The organism is Ktedonobacter racemifer DSM 44963 (assembly GCF_000178855.1).
Classification (GTDB): Bacteria; Chloroflexota; Ktedonobacteria; order Ktedonobacterales; family Ktedonobacteraceae; genus Ktedonobacter; species Ktedonobacter racemifer.
The window spans coordinates 780,215-804,345 of the sequence record NZ_ADVG01000003.1 but is presented as its reverse complement, the minus strand read 5'-3'; the positions used below and the strand labels follow the sequence as shown (position 1 = coordinate 804,345).

At 53.3% G+C, this 24,131-nt stretch carries 21 protein-coding genes; 8 read left to right on the top strand and 13 right to left on the bottom strand.

The annotated features are described in order from the left end of the window. The first annotated feature begins 23 nt into the window (after nt 1–23). Entirely contained in the window at nt 24–1,394 is a 1,371-nt protein-coding gene (locus KRAC_RS32550; RefSeq protein ID WP_007914706.1) for an amidase, read from the top strand. A gap of 393 nt (nt 1,395–1,787) precedes the next feature. Here the strand turns inward: KRAC_RS32550 and KRAC_RS32540 are convergent, their stop codons facing one another. The 3 genes from KRAC_RS32540 to KRAC_RS32525 all read right to left on the bottom strand — a co-directional run bounded on the left by KRAC_RS32540 (nt 1,788) and on the right by KRAC_RS32525 (nt 5,526). Further along, the gene (locus KRAC_RS32540) at nt 1,788–2,726 is read right to left on the bottom strand and encodes a protein kinase domain-containing protein (RefSeq protein ID WP_007914702.1); all 939 of its coding nucleotides are present in this window, start codon (nt 2,724–2,726) and stop codon (nt 1,788–1,790) included. Between the two features lie 86 nt (nt 2,727–2,812). Continuing rightward, nucleotides 2,813–3,529, bottom strand: a complete 717-nt coding sequence (locus tag KRAC_RS32535; RefSeq protein WP_007914701.1) for a potassium channel family protein — start codon at nt 3,527–3,529, stop codon at nt 2,813–2,815. Between the two features lie 848 nt (nt 3,530–4,377). Continuing rightward, nucleotides 4,378–5,526: an RNA-guided endonuclease InsQ/TnpB family protein gene (locus KRAC_RS32525; protein ID WP_007914699.1), complete on the bottom strand. Its 1,149-nt coding sequence runs from the start codon at nt 5,524–5,526 to the stop codon at nt 4,378–4,380. A 248-nt stretch (nt 5,527–5,774) separates the two neighbouring features. Between KRAC_RS32525 and KRAC_RS32520 the strand changes: the two genes are divergently transcribed. The 3 genes from KRAC_RS32520 (at nt 5,775) to KRAC_RS32505 (ending at nt 9,074) form a co-directional block, all read left to right on the top strand. Further along, nucleotides 5,775–7,052, top strand: coding sequence for an MFS transporter (locus KRAC_RS32520; protein WP_007914698.1), 1,278 nt, complete (start codon nt 5,775–5,777; stop codon nt 7,050–7,052). A 337-nt stretch (nt 7,053–7,389) separates the two neighbouring features. Further along, complete coding sequence (locus KRAC_RS32510; protein ID WP_007914686.1) at nt 7,390–8,697, top strand: RNA-guided endonuclease InsQ/TnpB family protein; 1,308 nt, start codon at nt 7,390–7,392, stop codon at nt 8,695–8,697. Between the two features lie 17 nt (nt 8,698–8,714). Continuing rightward, nucleotides 8,715–9,074: a GNAT family N-acetyltransferase gene (locus tag KRAC_RS32505; protein ID WP_083814934.1), complete on the top strand. Its 360-nt coding sequence runs from the start codon at nt 8,715–8,717 to the stop codon at nt 9,072–9,074. A gap of 25 nt (nt 9,075–9,099) precedes the next feature. On the opposite strand, the gene KRAC_RS32500 is transcribed toward KRAC_RS32505, so the two are convergent. Continuing rightward, a complete protein-coding gene (locus KRAC_RS32500; RefSeq protein ID WP_157507394.1) occupies nt 9,100–10,941 on the bottom strand; it encodes an NACHT domain-containing protein in 1,842 nt (613 codons plus the stop codon). Nucleotides 10,942–11,214: 273 nt separating this feature from the next. On the opposite strand from KRAC_RS32500, the gene KRAC_RS32495 reads away from it, so the two are divergent. The 4 genes from KRAC_RS32495 to KRAC_RS32475 all read left to right on the top strand — a co-directional run bounded on the left by KRAC_RS32495 (nt 11,215) and on the right by KRAC_RS32475 (nt 15,376). After that, nucleotides 11,215–11,748 (top strand): RNA polymerase sigma factor, encoded by a 534-nt coding sequence (locus tag KRAC_RS32495; protein WP_007914682.1) that lies wholly within the window; start codon nt 11,215–11,217, stop codon nt 11,746–11,748. Nucleotides 11,749–11,764: 16 nt separating this feature from the next. Continuing rightward, entirely contained in the window at nt 11,765–13,375 is a 1,611-nt protein-coding gene (locus KRAC_RS32490) for a WD40 repeat domain-containing protein (protein ID WP_007914680.1), read from the top strand. 294 nt (nt 13,376–13,669) lie between these two features. Next, a complete protein-coding gene (locus KRAC_RS32480; RefSeq protein WP_007914678.1) occupies nt 13,670–14,332 on the top strand; it encodes a DUF3824 domain-containing protein in 663 nt (220 codons plus the stop codon). Nucleotides 14,333–14,500: 168 nt separating this feature from the next. Further along, a complete protein-coding gene (locus KRAC_RS32475) occupies nt 14,501–15,376 on the top strand; it encodes an RNA methyltransferase (protein ID WP_007914677.1) in 876 nt (291 codons plus the stop codon). A gap of 135 nt (nt 15,377–15,511) precedes the next feature. On the opposite strand, the gene KRAC_RS32470 is transcribed toward KRAC_RS32475, so the two are convergent. The 9 genes from KRAC_RS32470 to KRAC_RS32430 all read right to left on the bottom strand — a co-directional run bounded on the left by KRAC_RS32470 (nt 15,512) and on the right by KRAC_RS32430 (nt 23,282). Then, a complete protein-coding gene (locus KRAC_RS32470; protein WP_007914675.1) occupies nt 15,512–15,856 on the bottom strand; it encodes a hypothetical protein in 345 nt (114 codons plus the stop codon). Nucleotides 15,857–15,966: 110 nt separating this feature from the next. Then, nucleotides 15,967–16,293 (bottom strand): hypothetical protein, encoded by a 327-nt coding sequence (locus KRAC_RS32465; protein ID WP_007914673.1) that lies wholly within the window; start codon nt 16,291–16,293, stop codon nt 15,967–15,969. 37 nt (nt 16,294–16,330) lie between these two features. Further along, entirely contained in the window at nt 16,331–16,906 is a 576-nt protein-coding gene (locus tag KRAC_RS32460) for a hypothetical protein (protein ID WP_007914670.1), read from the bottom strand. A 41-nt stretch (nt 16,907–16,947) separates the two neighbouring features. Beyond that, a complete protein-coding gene (locus KRAC_RS32455; protein WP_007914668.1) occupies nt 16,948–17,247 on the bottom strand; it encodes a hypothetical protein in 300 nt (99 codons plus the stop codon). Between the two features lie 245 nt (nt 17,248–17,492). Next, on the bottom strand, nt 17,493–18,086 hold the full coding sequence (locus KRAC_RS32450) for a hypothetical protein (RefSeq protein WP_007914666.1): 594 nt from the start codon (nt 18,084–18,086) through the stop codon (nt 17,493–17,495). A gap of 288 nt (nt 18,087–18,374) precedes the next feature. Next, nucleotides 18,375–20,393, bottom strand: a complete 2,019-nt coding sequence (locus KRAC_RS32445; protein ID WP_040445461.1) for a phage major capsid protein — start codon at nt 20,391–20,393, stop codon at nt 18,375–18,377. After that, on the bottom strand, nt 20,390–20,902 hold the full coding sequence (locus KRAC_RS32440; RefSeq protein ID WP_007914662.1) for a hypothetical protein: 513 nt from the start codon (nt 20,900–20,902) through the stop codon (nt 20,390–20,392). Before KRAC_RS32440 ends, KRAC_RS32445 begins: the two co-directional genes overlap by 4 nt. A 260-nt stretch (nt 20,903–21,162) precedes the next feature. Continuing rightward, the gene (locus tag KRAC_RS32435) at nt 21,163–21,507 is read right to left on the bottom strand and encodes a hypothetical protein (protein WP_157507388.1); all 345 of its coding nucleotides are present in this window, start codon (nt 21,505–21,507) and stop codon (nt 21,163–21,165) included. Nucleotides 21,508–21,941: 434 nt separating this feature from the next. Next, nucleotides 21,942–23,282, bottom strand: a complete 1,341-nt coding sequence (locus tag KRAC_RS32430; RefSeq protein WP_007914659.1) for an ArnT family glycosyltransferase — start codon at nt 23,280–23,282, stop codon at nt 21,942–21,944. Nucleotides 23,283–24,131: the final 849 nt, after the last annotated feature.

The window sequence follows — 24,131 nt, the reverse complement described above, 5'->3', positions numbered from 1 at the left end:
AAATATGAATTGGAGGGATCAGCATGGATATTGTTTTCGCCAGTACCACGCAGCTGGCCAGTGCTATTCGGAAGGGTCATGTTTCCGCTACAGAGGTGCTGCAAGTGCACCTGGCGCAGATTGAGGCGCATAATCCCACCCTGAATGCAGTCATAACGCTCGATGCTGAGCGAGCATATGAGCGGGCGCGGGAAGCGGACGCGGCCCTGGGTCGCGGTGAGATATGGGGACCGCTGCATGGTGTGCCCTTTACGCTGAAGGATGCCCATGCAACGGCGGGTATGCGTACCACGACAGGCTTCCCTCCGCTGGCTGACTATGTGCCGCAGGAAGATAGCACCGTCGCGGCGCGTCTCAAGGCAGCGGGCGGCATCCTCATGGGGAAAACAAATGTACCTACTATGCTGGCCGATTACCAATCCGCTAATCCTATCTTTGGCAGCACCAATAATCCCTGGAACGTCGAGCGTACACCAGGTGGCTCCAGCGGTGGAGCGGCTGCGGCCCTGGCCTCTGGGATGACCCCCTTTGAAATTGGTACGGATCTCTCGGCTTCAATCCGCATTCCAGCCCATTTTTGTGGTGTGTTTGGGCTGAAGCCAACTGAGCAGCGTGTTCCCCTTACCGGTATGATTCCTGGCCTACCAGGACCCCGGCCTGTACGCATCATGTCCTGTATCGGACCTATGGCTCGCAGCGTGGAGGACCTGGCTTTGCTGTATGCACTCATTGCCGGACCAGATGGACAGGATACCGAAGTCGCGCCTGTACTGGTCGACGAGATGCCAGAACTCGCGCTCAAGAACCTGCGGGTGGCTTTTGCGCCAACTTTCCCAGGCATTCCGGTTGCGACGGAGATAAGGACGGCACTAGAAGAGCTGGCGCAGCAGCTTACGCCCCTCTGCGCAACCGTTGAAGAGGCGACACTGCCTCAAGTGGATTTTAACCAGGATCTGGCGCGAGCCGGCGCAATGATTGGCATGATGACCGGGGCCTTCCAGCCCGAAGCGCAGGAGCATCCCACCACCCTCGCCCAGTACCTGGAGGCCCTTCACTATCGCGACCAGTCCATTCTCGCCTGGGAGCGCTTCTTCGACGAGTGGGATATCCTGCTGTGTCCGCCCACAATGGTAACGGCCTTTCCACACTGTCAGCCGGGATCACCAATACAGGTTGACGACCAGGAAGTCACATACTATATGACCGCAGCCTATGGCACGCTATTCAATTACACCGGCCACCCGGTAGCCGTGCTCCCATATAAGCGGGATCAGGCTGGTTTGCCCATCGGAATACAGGTGGTAGGCAAACGCTGGCAGGAGTCGTTCCTGCTGGCAGTAGCCCAAGCCCTCACAGAAGTAACCGGAGAGTTTCAGCGACCGCCCGGCTTTTAAAAGGTCAACTGCTACGACCAACCGAAGACGGTGGACGCTAACACGCCGATAATTGCTATAAATAAAGTCCAGGTGAGCAGGCCAAACCACCAGTACCGATTGTATACGTTAGGTGGTAGCTTGAGGATGTGTCTAATACCTTGTTCGGGGATTATAGCCAGGCCAACATTAAGGAAACCTATCCAAATTCTCACATTAGTGGGCAGAAGATACTCTAATAGACCAAGGAGGCTTAAAGCGCATCCAAATACTACACCCATTATAAATATAAGAGTGGGGCCGGCAGGGAGTTCCTCCAGGCGTGACCTTACCAGCTTCATGTTCTTTGGACGGCGCGAGGCCTCAGTAGAGAGCATCTTATCCAGGAGCCTGCGGAGGTTGGGTGAGATCGGCTTAGGATTGCTCGTCCTCCGCTAGCTCCAGGGGGTCGCGCCCGGTGAGCAGGGTTTGCAGGGTCGCGCCCAGGCTGTAGATATCGGAGCGTGGGCTGGTCTGGGCGCGACCGTACTGCTCTGGGGGCGCATAGCCAGGCGAGCCGAGTGGTACGGTGTCCCTTGCCTTATCGCGCGTAAAGCTGCGTGCAATGCCAAAATCGATCAAAAATATCTTGTTATCGGGCGTGAGCATAATGTTCGCGGGCTTGAGATCGCGAAAAATAACCGGTGGCGCCGTGATGTGCAGGGTGTGCAGGAGGCCCGCGAGCTGGACGCCCAGTGCGATGACCTCTTTCTCCTCAAGATAGCCGCCTGGAGCTTTCTGCAAATACTCCTCCAGGGTCTGGCCCTCGATATATTGTGTGACCAAATACCAGTTCCCCGCGTCGGTCAGGTGCTCGCAATAGGCGGGAATGCCGCTCAGGTTCTTCACGCGTGCCAGCATGGCGATCTCGCGGTTAAAGGTCTCGGTGGCATCAATGATCTGGCGTGCGGAGAGCTGCTTCAATTGAATACGTTTGATCGCGACCAGCGCCTGGTCGCGGCCAGCTTTCAGGTCCAGGGCGCGATAGACAGTAGAGAAGCCGCCGCGCCCGATCTCTTCCTGAATCTGGTAGCGCCCGGCCAGGACGCTGCCGGGTCGAAAATCGCAGGCTAAGGTGTTGGATGCTGTTACAAGCGCAAGCGACTCCTGGTCCTCCAGGTCCAGAGCGGCCCCGGCGCGCACTTCGAGTACTGGCTTTGGGGTAAAAGTGATAGGTGCAATCGGTGGAGTGTCGCGTTCACTATCCTGGCTCTGATGGGCAAGTGAATGCTGGCAGGAGACACAATGGCTGGCGGTGGCTTCGTTAGCCAGTCCGCACTCATCACAGAAGAGTACCATCGATGATTGCTGCATACATTTTTCTCTATCTTGCAAAGTAGTTTTTCTCAAGAAGTATAACACGCGAATGTGCAAATGATGAGGTCAATATTGTATTTAAGTCATGGATGTTTGTCTGATTGTTTGCCGCTGATATAGCTGATGAGCAGAGCGATGACCGTGACGAGGTAGATCTGGCCGGAGAGGGCTTCGATGACGACCAGGGAGCGGGCGAAGCCGCCCTCGGGTGCGAGGTCTCCATAGCCCAGCGTGGTAAGGGTGACAAAGCTGAAATAGAGGTAGTCGCTGATAGTCGGTTTCATGATTGTGGTAAAGACTGGTACGGGAATGAGGAAATCAAAGACTGTATAGAGGCAGCCGAAGAACAGCCCGATTAGGAGATAGATGCAGAGTGCCCCCAGCAGTGTTTGCATGTTGATAATGTGGCGCAAAAAGAGGCGGCGCGCGATGACAATGGGCGTAATCATGATCAAGAGCATATCTATTGTCTCCGGCAGCCAGAGATACTGCTCCCCGCGAACGATGGCCTGTACAAAGACTGTGGCAACGCTGATAGTCAGCGCGCCCAGACCAAAATACATCGTGCGCTGTCCCGAGCCAGAGGCCCACAGCGCGAGCAGGAGCGTTATTGACGTCAGAAGGACGCTGAGCGCGATCACCCAAAAGTGATTGGCGCTTCCAGCGATAATGCTAATTGAGAGCACAATAAAGACCAGCACCAGGCCATAGTTTCCCACCAGAGTAATGTGTGGATGGCGAATTTTCATCCATATTGAGGACTCGGACGTTACCCCTTCGGGTGGATCTCCAGGCTTCATACGCGCTCTCCTGGCAATTGTAGGCTGTAGAGTTAATAGATGCCTTGCATGAGCAATCTTATAACACCACTATATATGTGTTATAAAAGCAGTCAAATTTCAGCTAAAGCCTCTGCATCACATAGGCGTTACGCCCAAAGCTCCACTGGAAATTTTGTTCAGACAAGTTCCACATAAGAGACAGTCTGCCAGTACGCGAGATGGCCTCCTAAGCCCGTAGGGACCAGCTTTAGCGCGTTCGAAGGCGATTAATCGCACTTCGGCGCTAGCCAAAACTATTCCTGGACACCATTTCGCGTAATAGATTGCCATTTACCAGCCAAAATAGGCTAACGCCGCACTGCCATGAATGGCGTTCGGACGCGCTAAAGCTGGCCCCTACCGAAAAGTTGCTTTTTGCCTATTGTACCCCAATCCTTGCATGCTGGATCATCTCAACACAGAGTCGCGCCAGGGGGACCTTCCCCGGCGTTTATTTATCATCTGGTTTTAAGTTTTCCGGCTTGGTTGCATACATAGCAGTATATCCACACACAAGGCAGGTAAGGGCGACTGTGTCAGAGTATTTGCTTTTCTTGCTGAAGAGTGGGGCTGAACGCAAGGGTTGCTTGAGCATAAGGAGATGAAATCCTCCCTGAGCGGGTGTTAAAGCCTCGACCATTACACGCCTCCCTCCACATTCCGGACAGGGCTTAATATAGGGTTGTGTCATACATGTACCTGCTCCAATTAATGTAGTAAAACGTATGCATGCATAGCTCTACTGCATTTTTCGTTGTTCCTGCTTCGTTCCCAGTTGCGCTCCCACCGTAGTGTGAGTCGTCTTACACCAAGTCCACAGGCGACTTTTACGACCCGTCCGAGCCAGTACCGTGGTCGACTTCACATGGTGGGAATGCAGCTACCAGGCGCTGCGCTTCCTGCAAGAGATTGAGCGCGGCATTTTTGTCGCGGTCCGCCACCAGACCGCAGCTCTTGCACACAAAGACGCGATCAGAGAGGCGAATATCCTTCCAACGCCACCCACACCGTGAGCAGAGTTGGCTGCTGGGAAAGTAACGATCCACCTTGACGACTACCCCACCTCGATGAGTCACTTTCATGCTCAAGAGCCTGAGCAATCGACCCAGAGCCGCGTCAGAGAAGGAGCGAGACAGTTTCCGGTTCTTCATCAGCCCCTTGATGTGCAGGTCTTCGATGCCAACCAGCGCAAAGGTGTTCGCCGCTTTTGTCGTCAGTTTCTGCAGCACATCCTCACGCATGCATGCCACTTTATAGTGGAGTCGGGCGACTTTGCGACGGGCCTTCTCACGATTCTTGGATCCAGGTTTTCGACGATGGAGCCGCTTATTGGCTTGACGAAGCTTCTTCAGCGCTGTTTTCAGGAATCTTTGGTTCTCAAATTCCGTTCCATCGCTCAAGGTCGCCAGGCGATTTAAGCCAACATCGACGCCAACACTGGGGCGCCCCTTCCTCAGGGGAAATTCATCTGGCACCTCGACGGTCACACTCACAAACCACCAGTCAGCTTGACGTGTAAGACGCGCCCCAGTGACTTTTCCTGTGAAGCGAAGCTTCTCTGCCATGTTGACCCAGCCGAGCTTAGGAATCCAGATGCGATAGTCCCCAAGTTCAAATTGATCGTTTGCCAGGTAAAAGCCTGGTCTGCTTTTCTTCTTGCTCTTGAATGTGGGCCGACCGGTCTTTGTCCCGTTCTTCAAGCCCTCAAAGTAGGCGATCCAGGCTTTTGCCAGATCGAGGAAGGGCTGATCTGAGGCATTTTTGGTCACTTCCCAGGTCCAGGGATACTGCTCCCGCCTGATCTTGTTGAACTGCTTCTTCAACTTGAGTGCGGTAGGTCTCTCACCAGCCTCGTATTGCCGATTCCATTCGGCAAGTGCCCAGTTCCAAACGAAGCGTGCGGTTCCTGCGGCTTTGGCAAAATAGCCTTTTTGCTCCTCTGTAGGATGGAGGCGTATCTTATGGGCTTTGATCAACCTGGTCCTCCCTTTCCAAAACGACCGCTCGCTTCCTCATCACGTCCCTGAGAGTTTGAGAGAATAGCTATTCTCGCTTCATGCATTTTAACGCAGTATCATACATTTTTCAATACTGTTACCAACTCTTTTCGTGTTCTATAGTTTTAGACGTATGTGGATTATAGTCATCAAACAACTCTGCTATGCTATACTGGGGAAACTGAAGTATATTTAGCTTTGTTGTTTTTCTAATGGAAGGAGCCAGGATGCGGCGTGTCGCGCTCTTGCGGTCTTTGTCTCATCGTTCGTTTCGTCTCTTATTTCTGGGCCAGGCCATTTCTAACCTGGGCGACTGGTTAAATTACCTGGCGATTATCAGCATCATTGTCTACCGCTGGCATATGGGGGCCAACGCCCTGGCAGCCTTTTCCATTGTGATGTTCCTGCCCATGATCCTGCTTGGACCTGTGGCGGGGGTGTGGGTGGATCGCTGGCCGCGTAAGGCTACGATGATTGTGTGTGATCTCGTGCGGGCTGGCCTGGTGCTGGGCCTGGTCTGGGCCGCAAATATTTATATTATGCTGGTGCTGGTGGTCCTGGCGAGCGCCGTGAGTACCTTCTTTGATCCGGCCAAGCAGGCGCTCATTCGTGGGACGGTTCCGGAAGAGGATCTGCTCTCCGCTAACTCGCTCAGCCAGACGATGTTCCAGGTGGCGAAGATTCTGGGACCGGCCCTTGGTGGCATCATTGTTTTGTTGGGTGGCGCGTATGCCGCCTTTGTGTGCGATTCGGTTAGCTTTCTGGTCTCGGCCCTCTTCTTAAGCTTTCTGCCACGCCTGGTGCTTCCCGTTGCCACAGACACAGCCGAGGAGAAGGAGGCGCCAGCCAAGGGCAATTTCTGGCTGGAGTTTCGCGCTGGCTTTGCCTATATCCTTCAGCGGCGCTTATTGCTGGCTGCTGTGTTGAGCGCATCCGTGGCTCTTTTTATTATCGGTACCTTTGACTCAATGTCGGCGCTGGCGCTTCAAGCCCTGGGCTTTGATTCCTCTCTCTTTGGCTTCGCTGTGGGTTCTATTGGCCTGGGAACCGTGCTCGGTGGTCTGATCGTTGGTCAGTGGGGGAAGCGCTTCTCACCACTGCGCTTGATGGCCTTGGGCGATATCGGGGTGGGCGTGATGATTGGGCTGATTGGCCTGGGCATTATTATCCAGTTGCATATATGGCCCCCGTTCTGGACTGTTCTCTGGCTGCTGGGGGGGCTGGCCGTGGCGGGGATGATCATTCCCTATGGCTATCTCCTACAGAAGGAGACGCCGCCCGAGATGATGGGGCGCGTCTCCGGCATGGCCAACGGCATCCAGACGGCCTTCCAATTCCTCGCGCCCTTGCTGGGGGCCGTCATCGCTGACCTCTTCGGCGTGGGTAACGTCTTCGCCGTGGCGGGCGTCGCGCTGCTGCTGGTAGGCGCCTGCATCTGGCTGATGCGCGTATCGTCCAGCGTCGCCGAGCCTGAGCAGGCGGCGCCTGGTGTGCTTGGCGAGTAATTTTTGGCTGTTGCCTCGATGCAGTGAGGGTGGTGTCGTTCATTTTAGAAAGAGGAGGAATATGAATTTCTCTATTCGACCTGGCTCGAACGATGATATTGAAGACTTAGTTCAGTTATCATTGTTGGCGTGGGCACCCGTTTTTAGCTCATTCAAGCAAGTATTGGGTGAGAAAATCTATTCACCCAAAACGCCGCAGGATGCCCCTGCCCTTTCAGGCATGGGGAGGAATGCGGCGTTCCTTTGTCGGTGACTTGGGTGGAATACGCCGTAGACATTCTCTCATCTGCTCATGTATTGTTGACAGTCAGATGAAAACTATGGTATAATTTAGCGCATGCAAACGGTAGTAACAGCGAAACTCAAATTGAATACAACGCCCGAGCAATTCAAGGCATTACATACAACGCAACTGGCGTATCGGGATTCTCTCAACTATGTGAGCCAGTACGCCTTTGCGCATGGCAAGATGAGCAATGCTGTTCGTTTGCAAGATGCCACCTACGAAGAGATCCGCCTCCGTTTTCATCTGCCTTCGCAAATGGCCTGTTCTGTTCCTCGCCAAGTTGGTGCCTCGTATAAAACCCTCTGGACAAAGGTCAAGAACAATGCTGTTCATCGTAAGGAAGGGAAGACCAAGAAACGCTACAAAGGGCTTGATAAGGCTCCCAAGTTCATCTCCCCCACGTTGACCTATCAGTACAAGAAAGACTACACCTTCAAGAAAGAGCAGCAGGTGAGCATCCTGACCCTTGAGGGACGTGTTATCGTGCCCTATACTGGCTACAATAAGCATGTGGCATTGATCCAGCGTGGAGCGGAGATTGGTGCATCGAAACTCTGGTATGACAAGCCCAAGAAACAATTTTACCTTCTTGTCTCTCTTGCAATTGAGACGGCTGATCCTACACCTGAAACGCACAAGCAGGTCGCCGGAGTGGATGTGGGGATGCGATACCTTGCCGTCACGGCGACGATGCAAGGGGATTGCACCTTCCATTCAGGCAAACAGATTGTCCCCAAGGCAAACCACTACGCACGACTGAGAAAACGTCTGCAAAAGAAAGGCACTCGTTCAGCGACAAGAAGGCTCGTTGCCATCAGTGGACGAGAGAGACGGTTGAAGCAGAATACCAATCATGTCGTGAGTAAGCGGATTGTCCTACAGCACCCTCAAAGCTTGATTGGACTGGAGCATCTGACAGACATTCGAGAACGTACCAAACGACGCAAAGGCAAAAATGCAAAACAGCGAAAAGCCAATCGTACCTTCTCCAAATGGTCCTTCGCTGAGTTGCATAGCATGATTGCCTATAAAGCGCTCTTACATCGAAGTATGGCAATCAAGGTCGATGCCAACTATACCTCGCAGGCCTGCCCCAAATGTGGGCACACCTGCAAAGAGAATAGGCCCAACAAAGGATTGCTCTTCGTCTGTCAGAATTGTCAGTACACGCTCCATGCCGATCTGGTTGGTGCAAGAAACATTGCGATGCGAACGCTTCTTATCCGGCAAGACTGGATAGGAACGGGCCTCTTGTCAGTACGCCCTGATGTGTCGGACGATGAAGCCAAAGCAGCACGCCTGAAAAGGTATGCTGAATTACGGTGGAGTTCAGACACAACTCCAAGCCCTCGGCTTTAGCCGTAGGGTACTGACTCATTTATCCAGATTGGAGAAGACAGCAGAGAGAAGTAGTTGAAAGGATATGTACAGATGACGAGAAAATGCTTGTCTGGGTAGCAGAAGCAGATGGAATAGCGACTGGATTTATCGTCTATACATTAAATCGGAAGGAAAAAACTGGGGAAGTTGAATTACTTGCGGTGCATCCCGACTATCAAAACCGTGGGATTGGGACAGCATTGAACCAACTTGCGCTTGAAAAGATGAAAGCAAGCGGGATGAAGATAGCTACGTTAGGGACAGGGGGAGATCCAGGCCACGCCCCTGCCAGAAGATCCTATGAGAAGGCCGGTTATACCGCTTTACCTTTAGTTCGGTATTATAAAGACTTGTAGCAATGGGATGATTGCAGACCCTTCGCTACTGCGCTGGGTCGCGCTCTTGCTCAGCGAAATAAGCTTGCAGCAGGGGGTGCGTGAAACTGTAGCCGTTAGCAAAGTGGCGCAAAAGGTGATGCTCTGTGGTCTCTTCGAGGAAAGGGTGGACATCCAGGGGGAAAACGTTACTATAGGCTAGCCAGTAGCGTATGCTGGCGCGGCGTATAGGTGCCTCAAAATTGCTGAGTTGCTCACCGATCATCTGGATAAGTACTATGAACTGAAATACGATCAACAGGTAGAAGAGCACGAGGAGGGGTTGCTTGAGAAATGTTGGCCCCAACAGTCCTCTGGCAGTCACGTAATCAAGAGGAAGAAGTATTTGCTGGTTTAGCGATTGCCATGTTTCGCTCATAGGGGCTTCTTCTGCTGGCTTACGCTTTTTCTTCCGGCTTCTATGATGGAAGAGCCAGGCAAAAAAATCCCTTATGAAAGGCAACGTGATCTGCACGATGAGTATTCCTAAAAGCAGCCAGCCAGCAAATCCTGAGAAAAATCCATAGAGGAATGCACTCAAAAACTGCCACGAAAAGAGCCATGAGTACAATCCATAAACGACTCCAAAAAATAGGCCGCTTACCACTCCCACAACTGACCCCACAATGAGGTTAATGCTCAACTTACAGAGACGCCTTGGTTTAGTGGGTAGCCAGTCTGGCTGCGGGCTCTCTGGAAAGAAGACCGTTTGATTATGGGTCTGCATCTGCTGGGCCAGCCAACCAAGCCATCTGAGCGTGTCCGAGGGGGAAGAGCGTTTCAAATCTTCCTGGTTGTTGACCATACGCTGTACATAATCAGTCCAGATTCGCTGTCGCGCCTGACTCTCATTGTTGGGGATAGCCTGTAGTGATGCGCCACGATAGGTACGTATGAGTATTTGTAGCAGTAAAGGCGTGGTTGCCAGTTTCTGGAGTGTGGAATGCTGTTGGAGCATGGTGCGCAAGTTGGTCAATGGCTCGCCTGGCTCTTCCAGATACGTATCGACTTGCTCACGTGTGAGTGGTTGTATAACAACGGCGGCATGTAGATCCAGTTGCTCGTGGGTTGAGGCCGTCTCGTACTCGTCGCCGCTACTACAGACAACTATGGCGCTCATACGTTCTTTTCGATATGTGTTGATAGCCTTGATACAGGTGGCACGATCCGAGGCATCTACTTCGTCGAGACCGTCGAGTAGAGGCACGATAGATGCCGTTTTAGCCCATTGTTTGCTAAGCGATTCAGGAACCTTGTAGAGTAGGGTTATCTGTTGAGCCATCCAGTGTTGTAAATGCTTGAAATCACCTGGCCAGGAAGAGAGTGGCAACAGAAACGGTAAGGGCTGCGTCTCGTCCTGCTTTGCCTGCTCAACCAGGTGATATGCCAGTTCGAGAAGTAGGGTCGATTTGCCTCCCCCTTGCTCGCCCAGGATGAGTAAGGCCTGCCGAGCCTGGGCATAAGCCTTCCCAATAAACATAGGGGAGGATAGCTCTTCTTCGGGTTCCTCGGCTAGACTCTGGGATGGGTTTGACGTGTTCTGCACTGCCGTGGGTTGAGCAACCAGCTCTAGTGCTATCGGTTTCGCCCCCTGTAAGGACTCCGCGAGCATCTGCTCATAGTAGGCATGGAGGTATCCCAGCATCCGCTCACGGTTTTTTGGGCTGGATGCACTGGCTTCCCAGCCGTTTTCTTCCTGATCTGTTGTTGGCCTTATAATGCGTGCGAGAAACAAGAACGAGAGGCCAGCCAGCAATATAACGAACCAGTTGGCGAGAATCCACCTGGCGGGGATACCCGGAGGGTAGTTTGGGAACCAGAGAAGAAGAGCACTGTAGGATAAACCCAAGAATATGAGCAATGCTATATAGATTGTAGCCCTCCAGAGCCAGCGGCTAATTCCGGTCCTTCGTGATCTAGAGTCTTCGGAAGACGATGCTGCTTGCATTTTCCCTGGTATCACGCTTGTACCATCCTTTACAAAATATCTCTACAATAGAGAGACGAAAAAATATAAAAGAGATAAAAAATGTCTGGGTTGCCTGAAAAGCTGTTGTAACAAAAATTTCATCTATACGATGTATTCTGCGAGATCTCAAAAATACATAAAGTAGGGGAATATATGCGGCAAGAGCACACTCCCTCGCTGAATGATAAGGCCTATTTGACCGCGGTCTATCGACAGTACTCGCCAGCGCTCCTGGCTTATCTGTACCGGCATCTGCGCTCGCTGGAGGACGCGGAGGACCTGCTCCTCGACGTTTTTCTGGCGGCCCTGGAGCGTCCCGGCTTTGAAGGCCTGGGCGCGAAGGAACAGGAGGCCTGGCTCTGGTGCGTGGCGCGCAACAAGGTGACGGATTACCATCGCAAGCTCAAGCGCCGACAGGGCGTCTCCCTGGAGTTCGTGCCAGAGGAGGAATATGAGCAGGACTATGTGACCCCTGAAGTCGTGCTGCTTCGCAAAGAAGAGGCGACACGCCTTCATGAGCACATTAAGCGTTTGCCAGCCCTGCAACAGGAGCTGGTGCGCCTACGTTTCGCTCATGGCCTGCGCAGCGCTGAAATTGCAAATATTGTGCAGAAGAGTGAGGGCGCGGTCCGTGTCATGCTCTCACGCGCAGTCAAATTATTACGCAAAGTCTACGAAAATGAGTAGGAGGAAAACACATAGCATGAATGAACACAATGAGCCTTTCTCCCCTCAGCGCGTAGACGAGTCAATTGAAGAGATGTTGACCACAGGTCAACCTCATCTGCCTGGACAGCGATCTGAGGACGTGAATGTACGCCTGGTGCAGGACCTACAGCGTGTATATGATCCAGAGTTTACGCGTTATCAGCAGGTGTTGCAGCGGGTGGAGGAGCGCCTGGTGGAGCAGCGCGGATTGATAGAAAAGATCGGCGCCGCGCCGCGTCCGCCTCTCAGGCCTCTTCCAGCTCCGCAGGAGCGAGCGCTGTTCCAGGCACAACGCATACAGCGAGGAAATAGAAAAAACATCATGGACGATAAAAAAACTGGTCTTAGGCGCTACGAGCGCTCTCTGAGCCTCCTGGTCGCCGTCATTATCCTGGCCGTCCTGGTCGGCGGCTTCTTCGTCGCGCAGAGCCGTTTCGTGCAATTGGGTGCCTCCGGCTCAAACAATCCCAAAGTGGCCTCTAGCCCAACGCCAAAGTCGTCGCCTACTGGCAACAATGCTGTAACCATTCCAGGTGACCAGATGGGCTTCCAGAGCGTGGCCTGGTCAAACGATAGCCAGAGGATTGCCTCCACCACTGATAATGGTGTAAAGATTTGGGACGCGGCTACTGGTAAAACGCTCCAGGCAATTAAGCTTCCTGGAGAGAATGAGTGGGCTTATGGCGTGTCCTGGTCGCCAGATAGCCAGTCGCTCGCGATTGCGACGAATCAGGCCTTGCGTATCGCCAACAGTCAATCGGGTACGGTGGTGCGCTCGTATACGACATCGTTGGCGAGCACTGCAACTCCAGGAGCCATGAGCTCGCTGGTTGGTGGCTCTCATTACTCGACCCTGTTTCCTACCAGCGGTGGACTAGGCTTCAGAGGTGCTGCCTGGTCGCCTGATGGTCACTCCATCGCGGTAAATGTGAGCGCGGGACCCTCTGGATACATTCAGGTTGTGAATGCGCAGACGGCCACGCTTGACTACACGCTGAAGTGGGATGGTAGCTACAATGGGGATGGCCTGGCATGGTCATCTGATGGCCAATACCTGGCTACAAACATTTTTGATGCGCAAGGTGGAGATCCCGCAAAATCAAACTTTGTATGGGCCTGGAAACTTGCTAGTAAAGCGCTTGTCTTCAAACAGGCTGGCGGCGGTAACCCTGGCTCGCTTGCCTTCCAGCCAAAGACGCACAACCTGGCTTTCAACACATACACTATGAACGCCCCTGTGCTCATTCAAGTGTGGAATATAGAGACCAATAAACCGGTTGCTAGCCACTCTGGAGCTTATCTGGCGACGTGGTCGCCCGATGGTCAACAGTTAGCCTATAATGGTTCTACACAACTGGGTAAGAATAGCTATGAAAGCAATGTCACGATTGTAGCTGCTAATAGCGGCAAGGTCGTGCATGTTTACAAAGAGGGTGCTGTGCAAATTGCTCAGCTGTTCTGGTCGCCCAATGGCAAGTATATGCTCGCCATTGAGAAGAAGACCATAATGAGCAAAGGCCAGGTCACACCTTCAACAACGCCCGATACCCAGCCCACCACAATTCCCAATATACAGACCGTTGCTCGGGTGTTTCCGGTAGCCTGATTTACCTGAGCGCTTTGCTATAAAAGCAAGAGGGCATGGGAGGTGGGGCTGACAGCCTCGCCTCCCATGCCCTCTTGCTTTTATGTTTTACGGCAATATGCTCAGCTTGTTGCAAAACGATCTGGCGATGTGATATGACACGACGAGACAGACTGCCTGACACTCTACGATAAAAAGTGGGATATATCGTACGCGCTCCTGCAAAAGGTGCTATACTGGCTTGTGTAAGCCCCCCATGACCATGATGCAGGAGGTTTTCCCGCCCCCGGTTTGTAAGAGATAAGGAGTAATATCGTGCAACAACCACCATCCCCAGGCCCAGCGAATTATCCTGGATCATTCCCACCAGCTCCCCAGCAGCCGGGGCAGTCCCAGGCGTATCCGCCTGCATCTGCGCAGCCCAATTATGCAGGATATCCCAGTCAGCCTGGTATGCCACCTGTTAGCTATCCTTATCCTGGCTATCCGCCTCAGTCGGCGCCACCGCGTACCACAGGGGCCACTGCTTTGAAATATGGGCTGATCTTCGGCGCGATACTGGTGGTTGCTTATCTTATCAATCTCGGTGTGGGCCGTGTGCTCGTTCAGGTTTTGATAAGTGCTGAATATTCCCCAAGCGCCATCGGTGCCCTTTCCTATATACCAACTATTATCTTCACGCTGGTTTACTGGGTGATCTATTTCCTTGCAGGCCTATTCGCCGCTCGCCAGGCGCGAAATGTGACAGCCGCCACCCTGACAGGTTTGTTGGCGAGTCTCTGTTTCTTTGTGGTCTATTTTATAGTGTTGATCATCAATGTAGCCTCTGTCTGGGGAGTGATTACGCGCTATGGTGAGGTAGGAGGCTACCTGACTAGCCTGGGTGTGGGCATAGCGGTCACTCTCATCATGCAAATAGGCCTGGGTATCGGCCTGGCCGCGCTCGGTGGTTTGCTCGGAAAGGGCAAGACGGCATAGCTCGTGTTGGTGAAAAAGCAAAGGGGGAGGGTGCAGAGGATCTTCCTCCACACCTTCCCTCTTTTCGCTATGCCGTAAAAGTTGCCCAATCCATAAAAACCAGGTAAGATACGGAAAAAGTTTCCACCTGTATCCGGTGGACAATCTGGGATAGAGGGATAGTAGACGGTGAAGAGACCGAACATAGTCAAGATTTATTCAGAGAATAACCAATTTCAATATATCGAAACGCTCCGCAGAAAACGGGAGAAACGGCTCCGCCACAAAGAGTTCTTTATCGAGGGCGTGCGACCTATCAACCAGGCGCTTGCGCACCATTGGACAATCAATGCCTTCGTGTATTCGCGCGAGAAGCAGCTCTCGGACTGGGCGAAGGGTATTCTAGCGCGCTCACAGGCACAGACGCATTTTGAAGTTCCCCTGCACTTGCTAGAGAAATTGAGCAATAAAGCCGAAAGTTCAGAGCTGCTGGCGCTGGTTGCCATGCCCGAGGACAACCTGGCACGCATTCCCCTGACTCAGAATTTACTTGTGGTGGTCTTTGACCGACCGGCCAGCCCTGGCAATCTGGGAACGATCATTCGCTCATGCGACGCGCTTGAGGCCCATGGCTTGATTCTCACCGGTCATGCCGTCGACCTCTACGATCCTGAAACGATTAGCGCGAGCACCGGCTCCTTCTTTGCCCTGCCAACGGTCAGGTTGCCCTCGCAGAGAGATATTGAACCCTGGCTGCAAAGCGCGAAAAAGAAGCTTGGCGCCTTACAGATTATTGGCACAGACGAAAAAGCCGAGCAGGAAATCTCGCAGCATGATTTTACTGTTCCAACGGTCCTCATTGTCGGCAACGAAACCTGGGGCATGAGCGCGGCCTACAAGGAATTGTGCGACGCGGTTGTGCAAATCCCCCTTGTAGGCTCTGCCTCCTCGCTGAACGTGGCCTGCGCGACCTCCATCTGCCTCTACGAAGTGAGCCGCCAGAGGCGCCTGGCCTCACGAGCCAGCTCAACAAGCCAGCCTAACAAGACGGTAGTGACCCGCTAAAGCGGGTCCAAACCAATAATTTGGGCATTTCCAGTATTGGTATTTATATATGTTCTGATGTACGCCAGATTATAAATTTTTATATAATCAAGAGGTGCCGGGTGGGTGGGATAGCGAGCCGGGTGTCTCTGGCAATCAGGCTTGCAGGGCCTGGACCTGGTTGTGGTGTAGAAATTTGAGAAAGCGGTGCAGCGTGAAGGGGAGCAGCAGACAGGAGATGTCGTGCTCGCTGCACCAATCAGCCACCTCATCGTAGGCGGTGGTAACAATGGTTGGGATGGGGCTGCCCAGGAGCATCTCCAGGGGCAGCCCCACTTTTATAATACTATCGCTACTTACTACAAGCATCTCGTAGCCTTGTGAACGCTGAAGGTTAAAATGAAGCATGCTAGGGAAACTGGTGGCGTCTATATGCTCCATTTCGAGAAACTTTTCGAGCACATAGGCCAGATCGTTATTGTCTTGCACAAGGGCAATCATTGCTACGCTCCTACTCCGAATACCACACTACCAAAACCTTTGAAGCATGCCTCATATTAACATGCATCAGGATATGCGTAAATCAATGAGTACTATAGTAATAGGCTTTTTCATTCATCCTGTTCATCTTCGAGCGTTTTGTCGCGATGTGAGGGTGGCGTACGCATCCATTCCGCCAAATCGATGATCTTCTGCTGGACATAGGTCTCGTCGTCTGAGTTCTGGGCCTGCTCTTGTCCTTGCTCTATGAGGTAGTAGCGCTGGAGCAGACCGATGTACTTGATCGCCAGCTCCAGACGTTGTTTGCCGTTAAGCTCGTCCAGGTCGACGCCATCAAGCAGAGCGTTGACCTGTTGCTCTATCCGCTCGATCCAGTAGCGCAGGGTGAATTGCGGGGTATTTTTCTTGGCGTTGCGGCCCGGTTTCTGCTCTGGCATAGTGTTGTGTCCTTTCTAGGATTTTTGTTTCGGCTGATTACATGATGTAGCCATAAATGTAGACTGTGGCGTAACTGGCGATGCTGGCGTTCAACACGAACTGTCCACTGCTGAGGGGCACGGTACAGCTCATGTCGATCTCCTTATTCGTCGCCTGGACGTTCATAGTACAGGTGGGCGCGCCCGTGGGGCCAATGCTCAGGGTCGCGCTGGCGCTACTGGAACAGATGTAGGCAATATTGCAGAGCACGGCGTTGGCCGCGCCGGGAATATTGCTGACACCCGCCGCCGTGACGGTTGTCGTGCCGACGGGGAGGCTGGCGTCGTAGATTTTGTATTTAGGGATGAAGGCGACGCGTCCCAGTTTATAGGCCGGAATGCTACCACTGGTGGGACTGGCATAGGCAGCGATGACGACGGCGTCATTGAGATTATGCTCATCGAAGAAGAGGATGGCGCAGTAAGCCCCAGTCAGCATACTCGTGTTGTCCACGTGGAGCGCGACCGGTACGTTATCAAGCGTGACGGTTTGCGCCTCCATGAGGTAGATCGAGCAGGTATAGGCCGCCGGGTTAAAGCTGGCGATGAAGCCGCGCTTGATGATCTGCGCCATGCTGTCCTCCTCCTATCTGGACGTTTGGGTATTTATTGGGTTTAGGCGTCGTTGCAGGCCTGGCCGAGCTGGCTGGCGGGTAGGGCGTCGCTGCCCGCGCTGTAGCTATGGAAGTTGCCAGCGGTATAGGCTGTACCCAGGACAGTGTTGATGGTGCTGGCGATGACTGTGGCGGTCAGGGTGGCGTTTGTGCTGAGCATGTGCCACGTACCCGCCAGGGGGAGCGACCCATCGCTGGTCTGCTGGTAATAGGCGAAGGTACGCATGTTGACATAGGTGCCGATGGGGCAGGTCTGCGTGCCGCTATAGCGACCAAAGTTGATTTCCATGGCGTTCATCATAATGCTTGCTCCTATCTAGCAATAATGTATTTATTTGCGCTAAAAGGCCTCTCAGGTCGGTAGGGACCCGCTTTAGCGCGTCCAAAGGCGATTGATCGCCTGTAGGCGCAGCCTTAAACGTTCCTGAGCACTATTTTGCCTTACTTTTGCGTGTTCCCCGGCAAAAAGAGGCATGCGCTGTACTGCCATGAATGGCATTTGGACGCGGTAAACCGGGTCCATACCGAAAAACACGCATTTCGCGCTTACAGTTCGAGCCACCTATAGGTGATTTTCCAGTCGACGGCGGCGGCGAGGTCCAGGTAGAGCGTGAGGCTGTTGCTGGCGCTGGCTGGCAGCAGGAGCAGGGAGCCGTTGCCCAGGACCTCGATGAGCTGGCCTGCGGGAGCGCTGAAGGCGTCGAGGGCCGTGCCGCTGATGGTCTGGTTGCTATTGGCGTAGGTCACGTTGCCAGCGGGCAAGAGCGAGCTGTTTCCGCCCAGGCTAGCGTTGCTGACGAGCGCGTTACTGCCCAGGGCCAGGTTGCTCGTGCCACGCGTGAGCTGGTGCGTGCGTGTGCTGCCCGAGAGGCAGGTAATCGAGTAGAGCAGCACATTAGCGCTGGTATTGTTGTAGAGCGAACAGGCCACAACTGCCGCGCCGCTGGCCGTTTGCTTGCCCGTGGTGGCGCTAAAGCTCTTGCCGCCCAGCAGGGCGTTCTGGAGCGTCCCGCCCGTGACAAGCAGGTTCCCGCCCGCGTCGACGCGCAGGGCCTGCCCGATCCCCTGCGGGTTGAGCGCGCCAACCAGGCCCGAGCCGTCGTTATTGGTGAATCCACTCATATGTAATGTTGCCTCCATTTAAGGCGCTTCCTAATCGGTAGGGACCAGCTTTAGCGCGTCCGAATGCCATTTATGGCAGTGCGGCGTAAGCCTGAAGCTCGCTGGTTCACAAGGCCACTCATCACGTGATATGTCGAAGCAGGAACGTTTTAGGCTAGCGCCGAAGTGCGATCAATCGCCTTCGGACGCGCTAAAGCTGGTCCCTACCGGATTAGGAAGTCTTTAGTCGACCCTACAAACTGGCTCTAGACACCCCTATAGAGGCCACGGAAATCTGTGACGCACGCTCCATATTCGTGGCGACACTTAAACGTCAGGACATCCTGTGTAAAGTTGAGGCCGAGCATGGGCTGGTCCTGGATGAAGAGGGCGGGGTTGACCTGCCCACCGACGAAGCCAACCTCGATGGTGTCGATCTCGCGGGGGGGCGGCTGCCAGGAACCACTGCGTAGAACTAGTCAACTGGGGCGAGACGATAGGTTGGACATAGCCGAGCATGGGGTTGATGTCGTTGTTGGGTGAGCCGGGAATGCCGGCCGACTTGGTCACGACCATCGAAGTCCACTCTAGCTCGGGCGGTACGATCAGGTAGCGTGGGCGAAGGCCGATGCGCTTGCCCGCGAAGTTGGTCTGCTCGCGCATAGCGGTGACGCCCTGCTGTAGAGCGGCCGTTGAGAGGGTCTGTGCTCCCAGGTTGTTATGGGGCGCGCCTGTGGTAAAGAGGAGCTGCCCATCGTAGATGCTCGGATTATTGGCGAGGAAGCCATAGACGAACTCGGCCAGGGTATAGGCGGCGGCCACGGCCAGCTTGCCGGGAATCTGTTTGATGGCGTGCAGATCGTCGTTGATGATGGCCTCACGCGAGATGGGTACGAGATTGCCGCGCTTCTGCGCCACATAGGTCGCGGCACTATCGCCTAGCGTGATGCTCTGGTAGGGGCTATCCTCGGGCACGATGGCGAGGCTACCAAAGGCACCCATGCGCACGCGGCTCTGCTGTTTAAAGTCGCGAATGGGGGCGATGGAGACAAACTTCATCCACTCGGCGGGCCAGGCCTGGTAATCCTTGAGCAAGCGCTTGTTCATGCTTGATCCCAGCAGGTAGGAGAAGCTGGCCGTGGTGACATCGGCCTCGCTAATGAAGCCCGTGGGACCGAAAGGAGACATAGGAAGCTGCCCAAGCAGACTGGAGCCACTAATGCCGCCCTGGAGGCTGGAATCGCCCGTTACGCGGGCGTAGGCCTCGCGGATGCTGGTGAAGCCGCGCACATTGCCCAGGCGGCCCGTGTCGATCTCCAGGTCAAACATGACGTCGAAGGAGGCCTGGACCTTCTCGGCCTCGCTCATCACGCCCGTAATGCTGGACTTCTCATAGCCATGGCCGCGTACGAGACCCTCGCGCGTCAACTGGGCCATCATCGTGAGCGCGGCCGAGAGCTCGTGCTCCAGTTCTTGCTCCTCGAAGAGGCGTTGTTGGAAGCGGTCGCGCACCTGGGACTTGACCGGCTCGGGCAGGATGCTCTCGCTCAGGCGGCGTTCCAGCAGCAGCTCACAGCGCTGGCGTTGCAGCTCCTCCCGCAGGCGGTCGATCTCCTGGGCGGCGATAGAAGGGGTGCTGGTAATGGGCGCATCTATCGGAGTAGTAGAGGCTGAGGCGGTGATTTCGGAGGTCTGTGTGTTATGCTGCTCTGCCATAGGATGTTCTCCTTCTGGTAGTGACGATAGTGACGACTCGGCGTGGAGAATACGGCGGAAGGCGCCGCCCGCGCTGGGTCGAGTAACGACATCGCAGGAGTTGAGGGTGTGTATGGCGCTGATCTCTTTCGCGCCCGTGGCTTCGTTGACCTGCCAGGCACCGAACAGGTCGACCGAGAGACCGATCAGCTCGGGGCGACCCAGGGTACAGGCCTCGTTAATCAGTGTCCAGAGCCAGTTGGCGGCCTCGAAGATGTGCAGAGTGGCATCGACATGTCCTGGCTGCCCTGCCGGACCCGCGATATACTCCGCGTCGTGGTAGAAGCCCACGACATCGCGGACACTGCGCGTCTGGAGGTCGGCCTCCGAGCGTGAGTGATCTGCGTAGGCGTGCGTGTCTTCCAGCAGCGCCGCGATCTGTCGCAGCGCTGCCTGGTCATAGACGAAGCCGTTTTTGGAGCGCCCACCCTGGATGACGGTCACGCGCACGGCATGCCCGGCGCCTACGCTGGCATCTGCCAGGCGTTCAATGATACGCGCCTCTGTGATCGTGATCGGTTGTTGAGAGGCGTTTGTGAGCCCCCCATTCGGGGGCATGGGCGCACCTACCTGGTGCGGGTGCTGGTTCATGAGTTCGGCTCCTGCTCGCCGTCCTCCCATTGTTCTTCTTGCCAGAGCTGATCGTCTGCGAGTCCCTGGGCCTGGAGGGTCAGGTCACGACTGCGGTGGCTATTGATGTTGGATTGATCCATGAAAACCTCGGGATATATCTTCTCCCCAATGTCCTCATTGTGTAGCTGCTCATCTAGCATCTCCTGGGCCTGGGGGGCCAGGTCACCAGGGTGCTCATCCTTCGCTGGCGGGGGAGGCGTCTCTGGCAGTGGTGGGGTAATCTCCAGGCCCAGCCAGAGCTCCATTTCCAGCTGGTCGGTAAAACCCAGGTCCTGGTGTGTGGGGAGCTCGCTCTCGAACTGAGGTTGAATGGGATCATGCGCCAGAGAGGACATATTGCGGACGCTATAGGGATTGCCGGGGTAGGCATCAGGCTCCAGTGTGGGGCGCGTACTTGTGGGCGGGATCGCGTCCGCCTCGTGAAAGGAGTTGTGCATATGTATATCAAGCTGTTGTTTATTTTTCATAGCATTGATCCTTTCTTCATATACATTCAGGGGTATAGACTTCTCGCCGCTGCGCGGCTCGCTGAGGGTAAGGGTGTGTTGGTGGTGCCTGGCCGGAGGCCAGGCACCACCAACACACCCTTACCCAATAAGAGGTGCTGTTTGTCTGGCGATAAGATGGCTTGTCGCTCATACTCTGTGGATTGCCCTTGGCCAGCCGGGTCAAGTGTGTTGGATGGTGCGTCGCCTCCGGCGACGCACCATCCAACACACCCACAACTCTATCTGAAACGGCGCAGGTAGACACGTAGATGTGTGCCGCCTGGGATGATGCCGGCGGGAACGCTGGTGATGATCTCATACTTGGGCGCGGCCTGTACGGATGCGGTGGTCGCGGTCGGCGTGTCAGCGATGAAGACGACGCCGGCCAGATTGGTGCCCAGGGGTGCGATCAGCACGAGTTCCGCTTGCGCGTGTGGTGGCATCCCGCTTTGATCGGGTATTTGTGGATCGACGGCCAGGTCGGGTCGGAAGACGACCGCCATCGCGCTATAGCTGTAGCTGCCAGCAGTGTTGGTGACCAGCACAACGTTGCGTTGACGGCCGGTGAAGCTTTTATTCACCATCTGCTGGATGTGAGCCGCCTTCCGGTTATCGAGCGGCATGGACTGCACCCACGAGGAAGATTGGGCTGCTTAGTAGTAGTGATTGTGGCAATCGTAGTAGTTGTCTCATTGTGGAAAACCCCTCTCCATCCCATCCTTACCAACCTTCTCCCGTCCCACGTGCCCCGCCAGTGAACGTGTAAACCCTCTAGCATGTGGATAGGAGAATATGTTATACGACTATGGAAGTACCAGACATTGATCTGGTGTATATAGGAGTCAACTACGAGCAAAACATTATCATTACAGTAACCTTTGCAACTATAACATATGTTTACAAAAAATGCAAATAGAAGAGTGGTGATTTGTGAGGATGGACGACGCTACTAAATTACGCGTCTACATATAATGGTACGGAAAGTACGCGCTTATATATGGTGGCACGGAGCGTGCCGTCAAAATGGTGCCTTTGTAGGTAGAGGCTTCTTTGCGAATACCAGTGTCAGCCACCAGAGCATACCTCCTGCCAGCAAAACTAGTAGTGGTTCAATAGGAGCACGAAAACGCATATCACTATAAAAGGCAATATTTTGCATTATTGTCATTGCTAGAAAGAGATAGACTGTAAGCAGTTGCTGCTTTTTTAGTCTCCAGGTCACGAAAAAACCGATAACTGCTAAACCAACCATAAGAATGGTTGTAATCGTGATGGCATATATTATAACCTGTGCTGCTGGTTGATTGAGGTAGGCTTCAAAAGGGAGGCCATGTGCGTAGGTATAGGGTATCCACATATTTGCAAAGTGGAGAGCAAGAATATATGGGATTGTGTTTAAATGTGTGAATATCCATGACAATGCTCGCATTGTGTCTGCTTTATCATCATCGGGGGTATAGCCGAATGCGTCATGATTGCGAGCATCAGCAGGCGGTCTCCATCTGCCACGAACTTCTGGATCTCCATCAACGATGATATTGTTATATGCACCTAAAAGAACTTCTCCCATACCAGTAGAGACAAGCACGAATTTGTGGGTCACTGTATAGTTGCGATAAGTCCAGGGGATAACTATAATAGCTGCAATACAAGCAATGACCAGCATGTATTTGAGGACAATATGCCAGGGAAGTATTTTTGCAACAGCGACAAAAACGCCCCAGATGCCGACCAGGCCAAGCAGAAGCACGCCATTTGGGCGAGTAAGCGTTATAAATCCTAATAGTAGGCCACACAAAAAAAGATAGCGTTGCTTCACCATCTTATAGCTTAATTTGTTTAGCCACTGCTGCTCTGAAGGGTTTTGAACTGCGGGAGAAGATCTTTGAAGTCGAAAAAGGGTATAAATAAAACTGGTTGTAAGAAAGGTATAGAGAGACTCAGAATATAGCCATCCATCATAGATAAACAGACCCGGATAGAGAGCTGCGATTATACCACTATATAAGCCAATCCTCCGACCAAAGAGATCTCGTGCAAAGAAATAAATGACTACACACGTCCCAGAGCCAAGAAAACAGTAAAAGAGACGTGCATAAAATTCATTTTCACCAAAGAAATAATATATAGCACTTATGACAAATGGCCAGAAAGGTGGGCGGCTCACTGCTTGATGACTATTGCTTATACAATAGCAATGGTGTGAAACGATATTACGCGCAATAATATCATAGAGCGCGGCATCAAATGTAGGCTGATAACTGTGCGCAATCGTTATATTATAGGTAAGCCGTATTGCTATAGATAAAGTGAAAATTATAATTGGATATACGTAAGCTTTATAGGTTTTTGCATTCATGTTTCGGAGCTCGTATTCATGCAAGGTAAAATTTTTCTTTAGATTGGTGTTCAGATAAACAGGATCTTTTCTTACTGATGTATCTAAACGTCAATACTATCTTTTCATCAGCTTCTTCTTTCCTTCCTTAATATAAGGTTGGTTAGACTAATTGCTGTGGTAACATTAACAATACTCTATTCGAGCAAGAAAAGCAAATACTTGAAATTAACTTCTGTCACCTGTAGAATGGCTACGCTTTTGTTCATCGAGAGGCACCTGGTTTTAGCAGAGAGGAAGGATCCATGGCCGCATTACAAATTTCAAAGGACTATCCTGGCCCATATGCTTTCAGGGCGAGATTTGAACTCACTCCAGATAGTACCTTGCTGGGCTGAGGGACTCCAGGCAAAATACATGTTGATTTCATGCGGATAATCGGGGTCAGGTCCATAAGTTCGGAGGGCTATTAGAGCTTCTGTAACCTTGAGAGGGTATGGCCATGTCGTGACAAGGGCTCCACATTGCTCGATAAGGTACTTCGCGGCCCACATTCGCTTGCTCGTATGCTTTTCTGGGATAAGCAAAATGCATTCCTGGGGTAGTGTCTCCAAAACCTGCTCAATGTTTCCTCTTTTACAGTAAACTACTACCAGGCCTTCTCGACACAAGGGCACAGCAAGCGGTACACTTGCTGGTATGAATGCTCGAATCTGGAAGGCGAAAAACTCTCTTTCCCACGTGGCTTGACCAATTAAGGAAGATCGCTCTTCGCCTTCCTGGGTTCCTGGAAAACGAATCATTGGAGAGTCGCGCCGTGAGCGCCGCAGTAAAAGGACCCTCTCGCCTCACCAGGAACCGTTGTTTCAG

Bases quoted from the DNA above. Each gene is read 5' to 3' on its own strand.
- KRAC_RS32520 (WP_007914698.1), top strand. From the start codon at position 5,775: ATGCGGCGTGTCGCGCTCTTGCGGTCTTTGTCTCATCGTTCGTTTCGT.
- KRAC_RS32550 (WP_007914706.1), top strand. From the start codon at position 24: ATGGATATTGTTTTCGCCAGTACCACGCAGCTGGCCAGTGCTATTCGG.
- KRAC_RS32490 (WP_007914680.1), top strand. From the start codon at position 11,765: ATGAATGAACACAATGAGCCTTTCTCCCCTCAGCGCGTAGACGAGTCA.
- KRAC_RS32445 (WP_040445461.1), bottom strand. From the start codon at position 20,393: ATGAACCAGCACCCGCACCAGGTAGGTGCGCCCATGCCCCCGAATGGG.
- KRAC_RS32440 (WP_007914662.1), bottom strand. From the start codon at position 20,902: ATGAAAAATAAACAACAGCTTGATATACATATGCACAACTCCTTTCAC.
- KRAC_RS32460 (WP_007914670.1), bottom strand. From the start codon at position 16,906: ATGGCGCAGATCATCAAGCGCGGCTTCATCGCCAGCTTTAACCCGGCG.
- KRAC_RS32435 (WP_157507388.1), bottom strand. From the start codon at position 21,507: ATGGTGAATAAAAGCTTCACCGGCCGTCAACGCAACGTTGTGCTGGTC.
- KRAC_RS32465 (WP_007914673.1), bottom strand. From the start codon at position 16,293: ATGCCAGAGCAGAAACCGGGCCGCAACGCCAAGAAAAATACCCCGCAA.
- KRAC_RS32540 (WP_007914702.1), bottom strand. From the start codon at position 2,726: ATGCAGCAATCATCGATGGTACTCTTCTGTGATGAGTGCGGACTGGCT.
- KRAC_RS32535 (WP_007914701.1), bottom strand. From the start codon at position 3,529: ATGAAGCCTGGAGATCCACCCGAAGGGGTAACGTCCGAGTCCTCAATA.
- KRAC_RS32455 (WP_007914668.1), bottom strand. From the start codon at position 17,247: ATGATGAACGCCATGGAAATCAACTTTGGTCGCTATAGCGGCACGCAG.
- KRAC_RS32495 (WP_007914682.1), top strand. From the start codon at position 11,215: ATGCGGCAAGAGCACACTCCCTCGCTGAATGATAAGGCCTATTTGACC.
- KRAC_RS32510 (WP_007914686.1), top strand. From the start codon at position 7,390: ATGCAAACGGTAGTAACAGCGAAACTCAAATTGAATACAACGCCCGAG.
- KRAC_RS32470 (WP_007914675.1), bottom strand. From the start codon at position 15,856: ATGATTGCCCTTGTGCAAGACAATAACGATCTGGCCTATGTGCTCGAA.
- KRAC_RS32450 (WP_007914666.1), bottom strand. From the start codon at position 18,086: ATGGAGGCAACATTACATATGAGTGGATTCACCAATAACGACGGCTCG.
- KRAC_RS32430 (WP_007914659.1), bottom strand. From the start codon at position 23,282: ATGAATGCAAAAACCTATAAAGCTTACGTATATCCAATTATAATTTTC.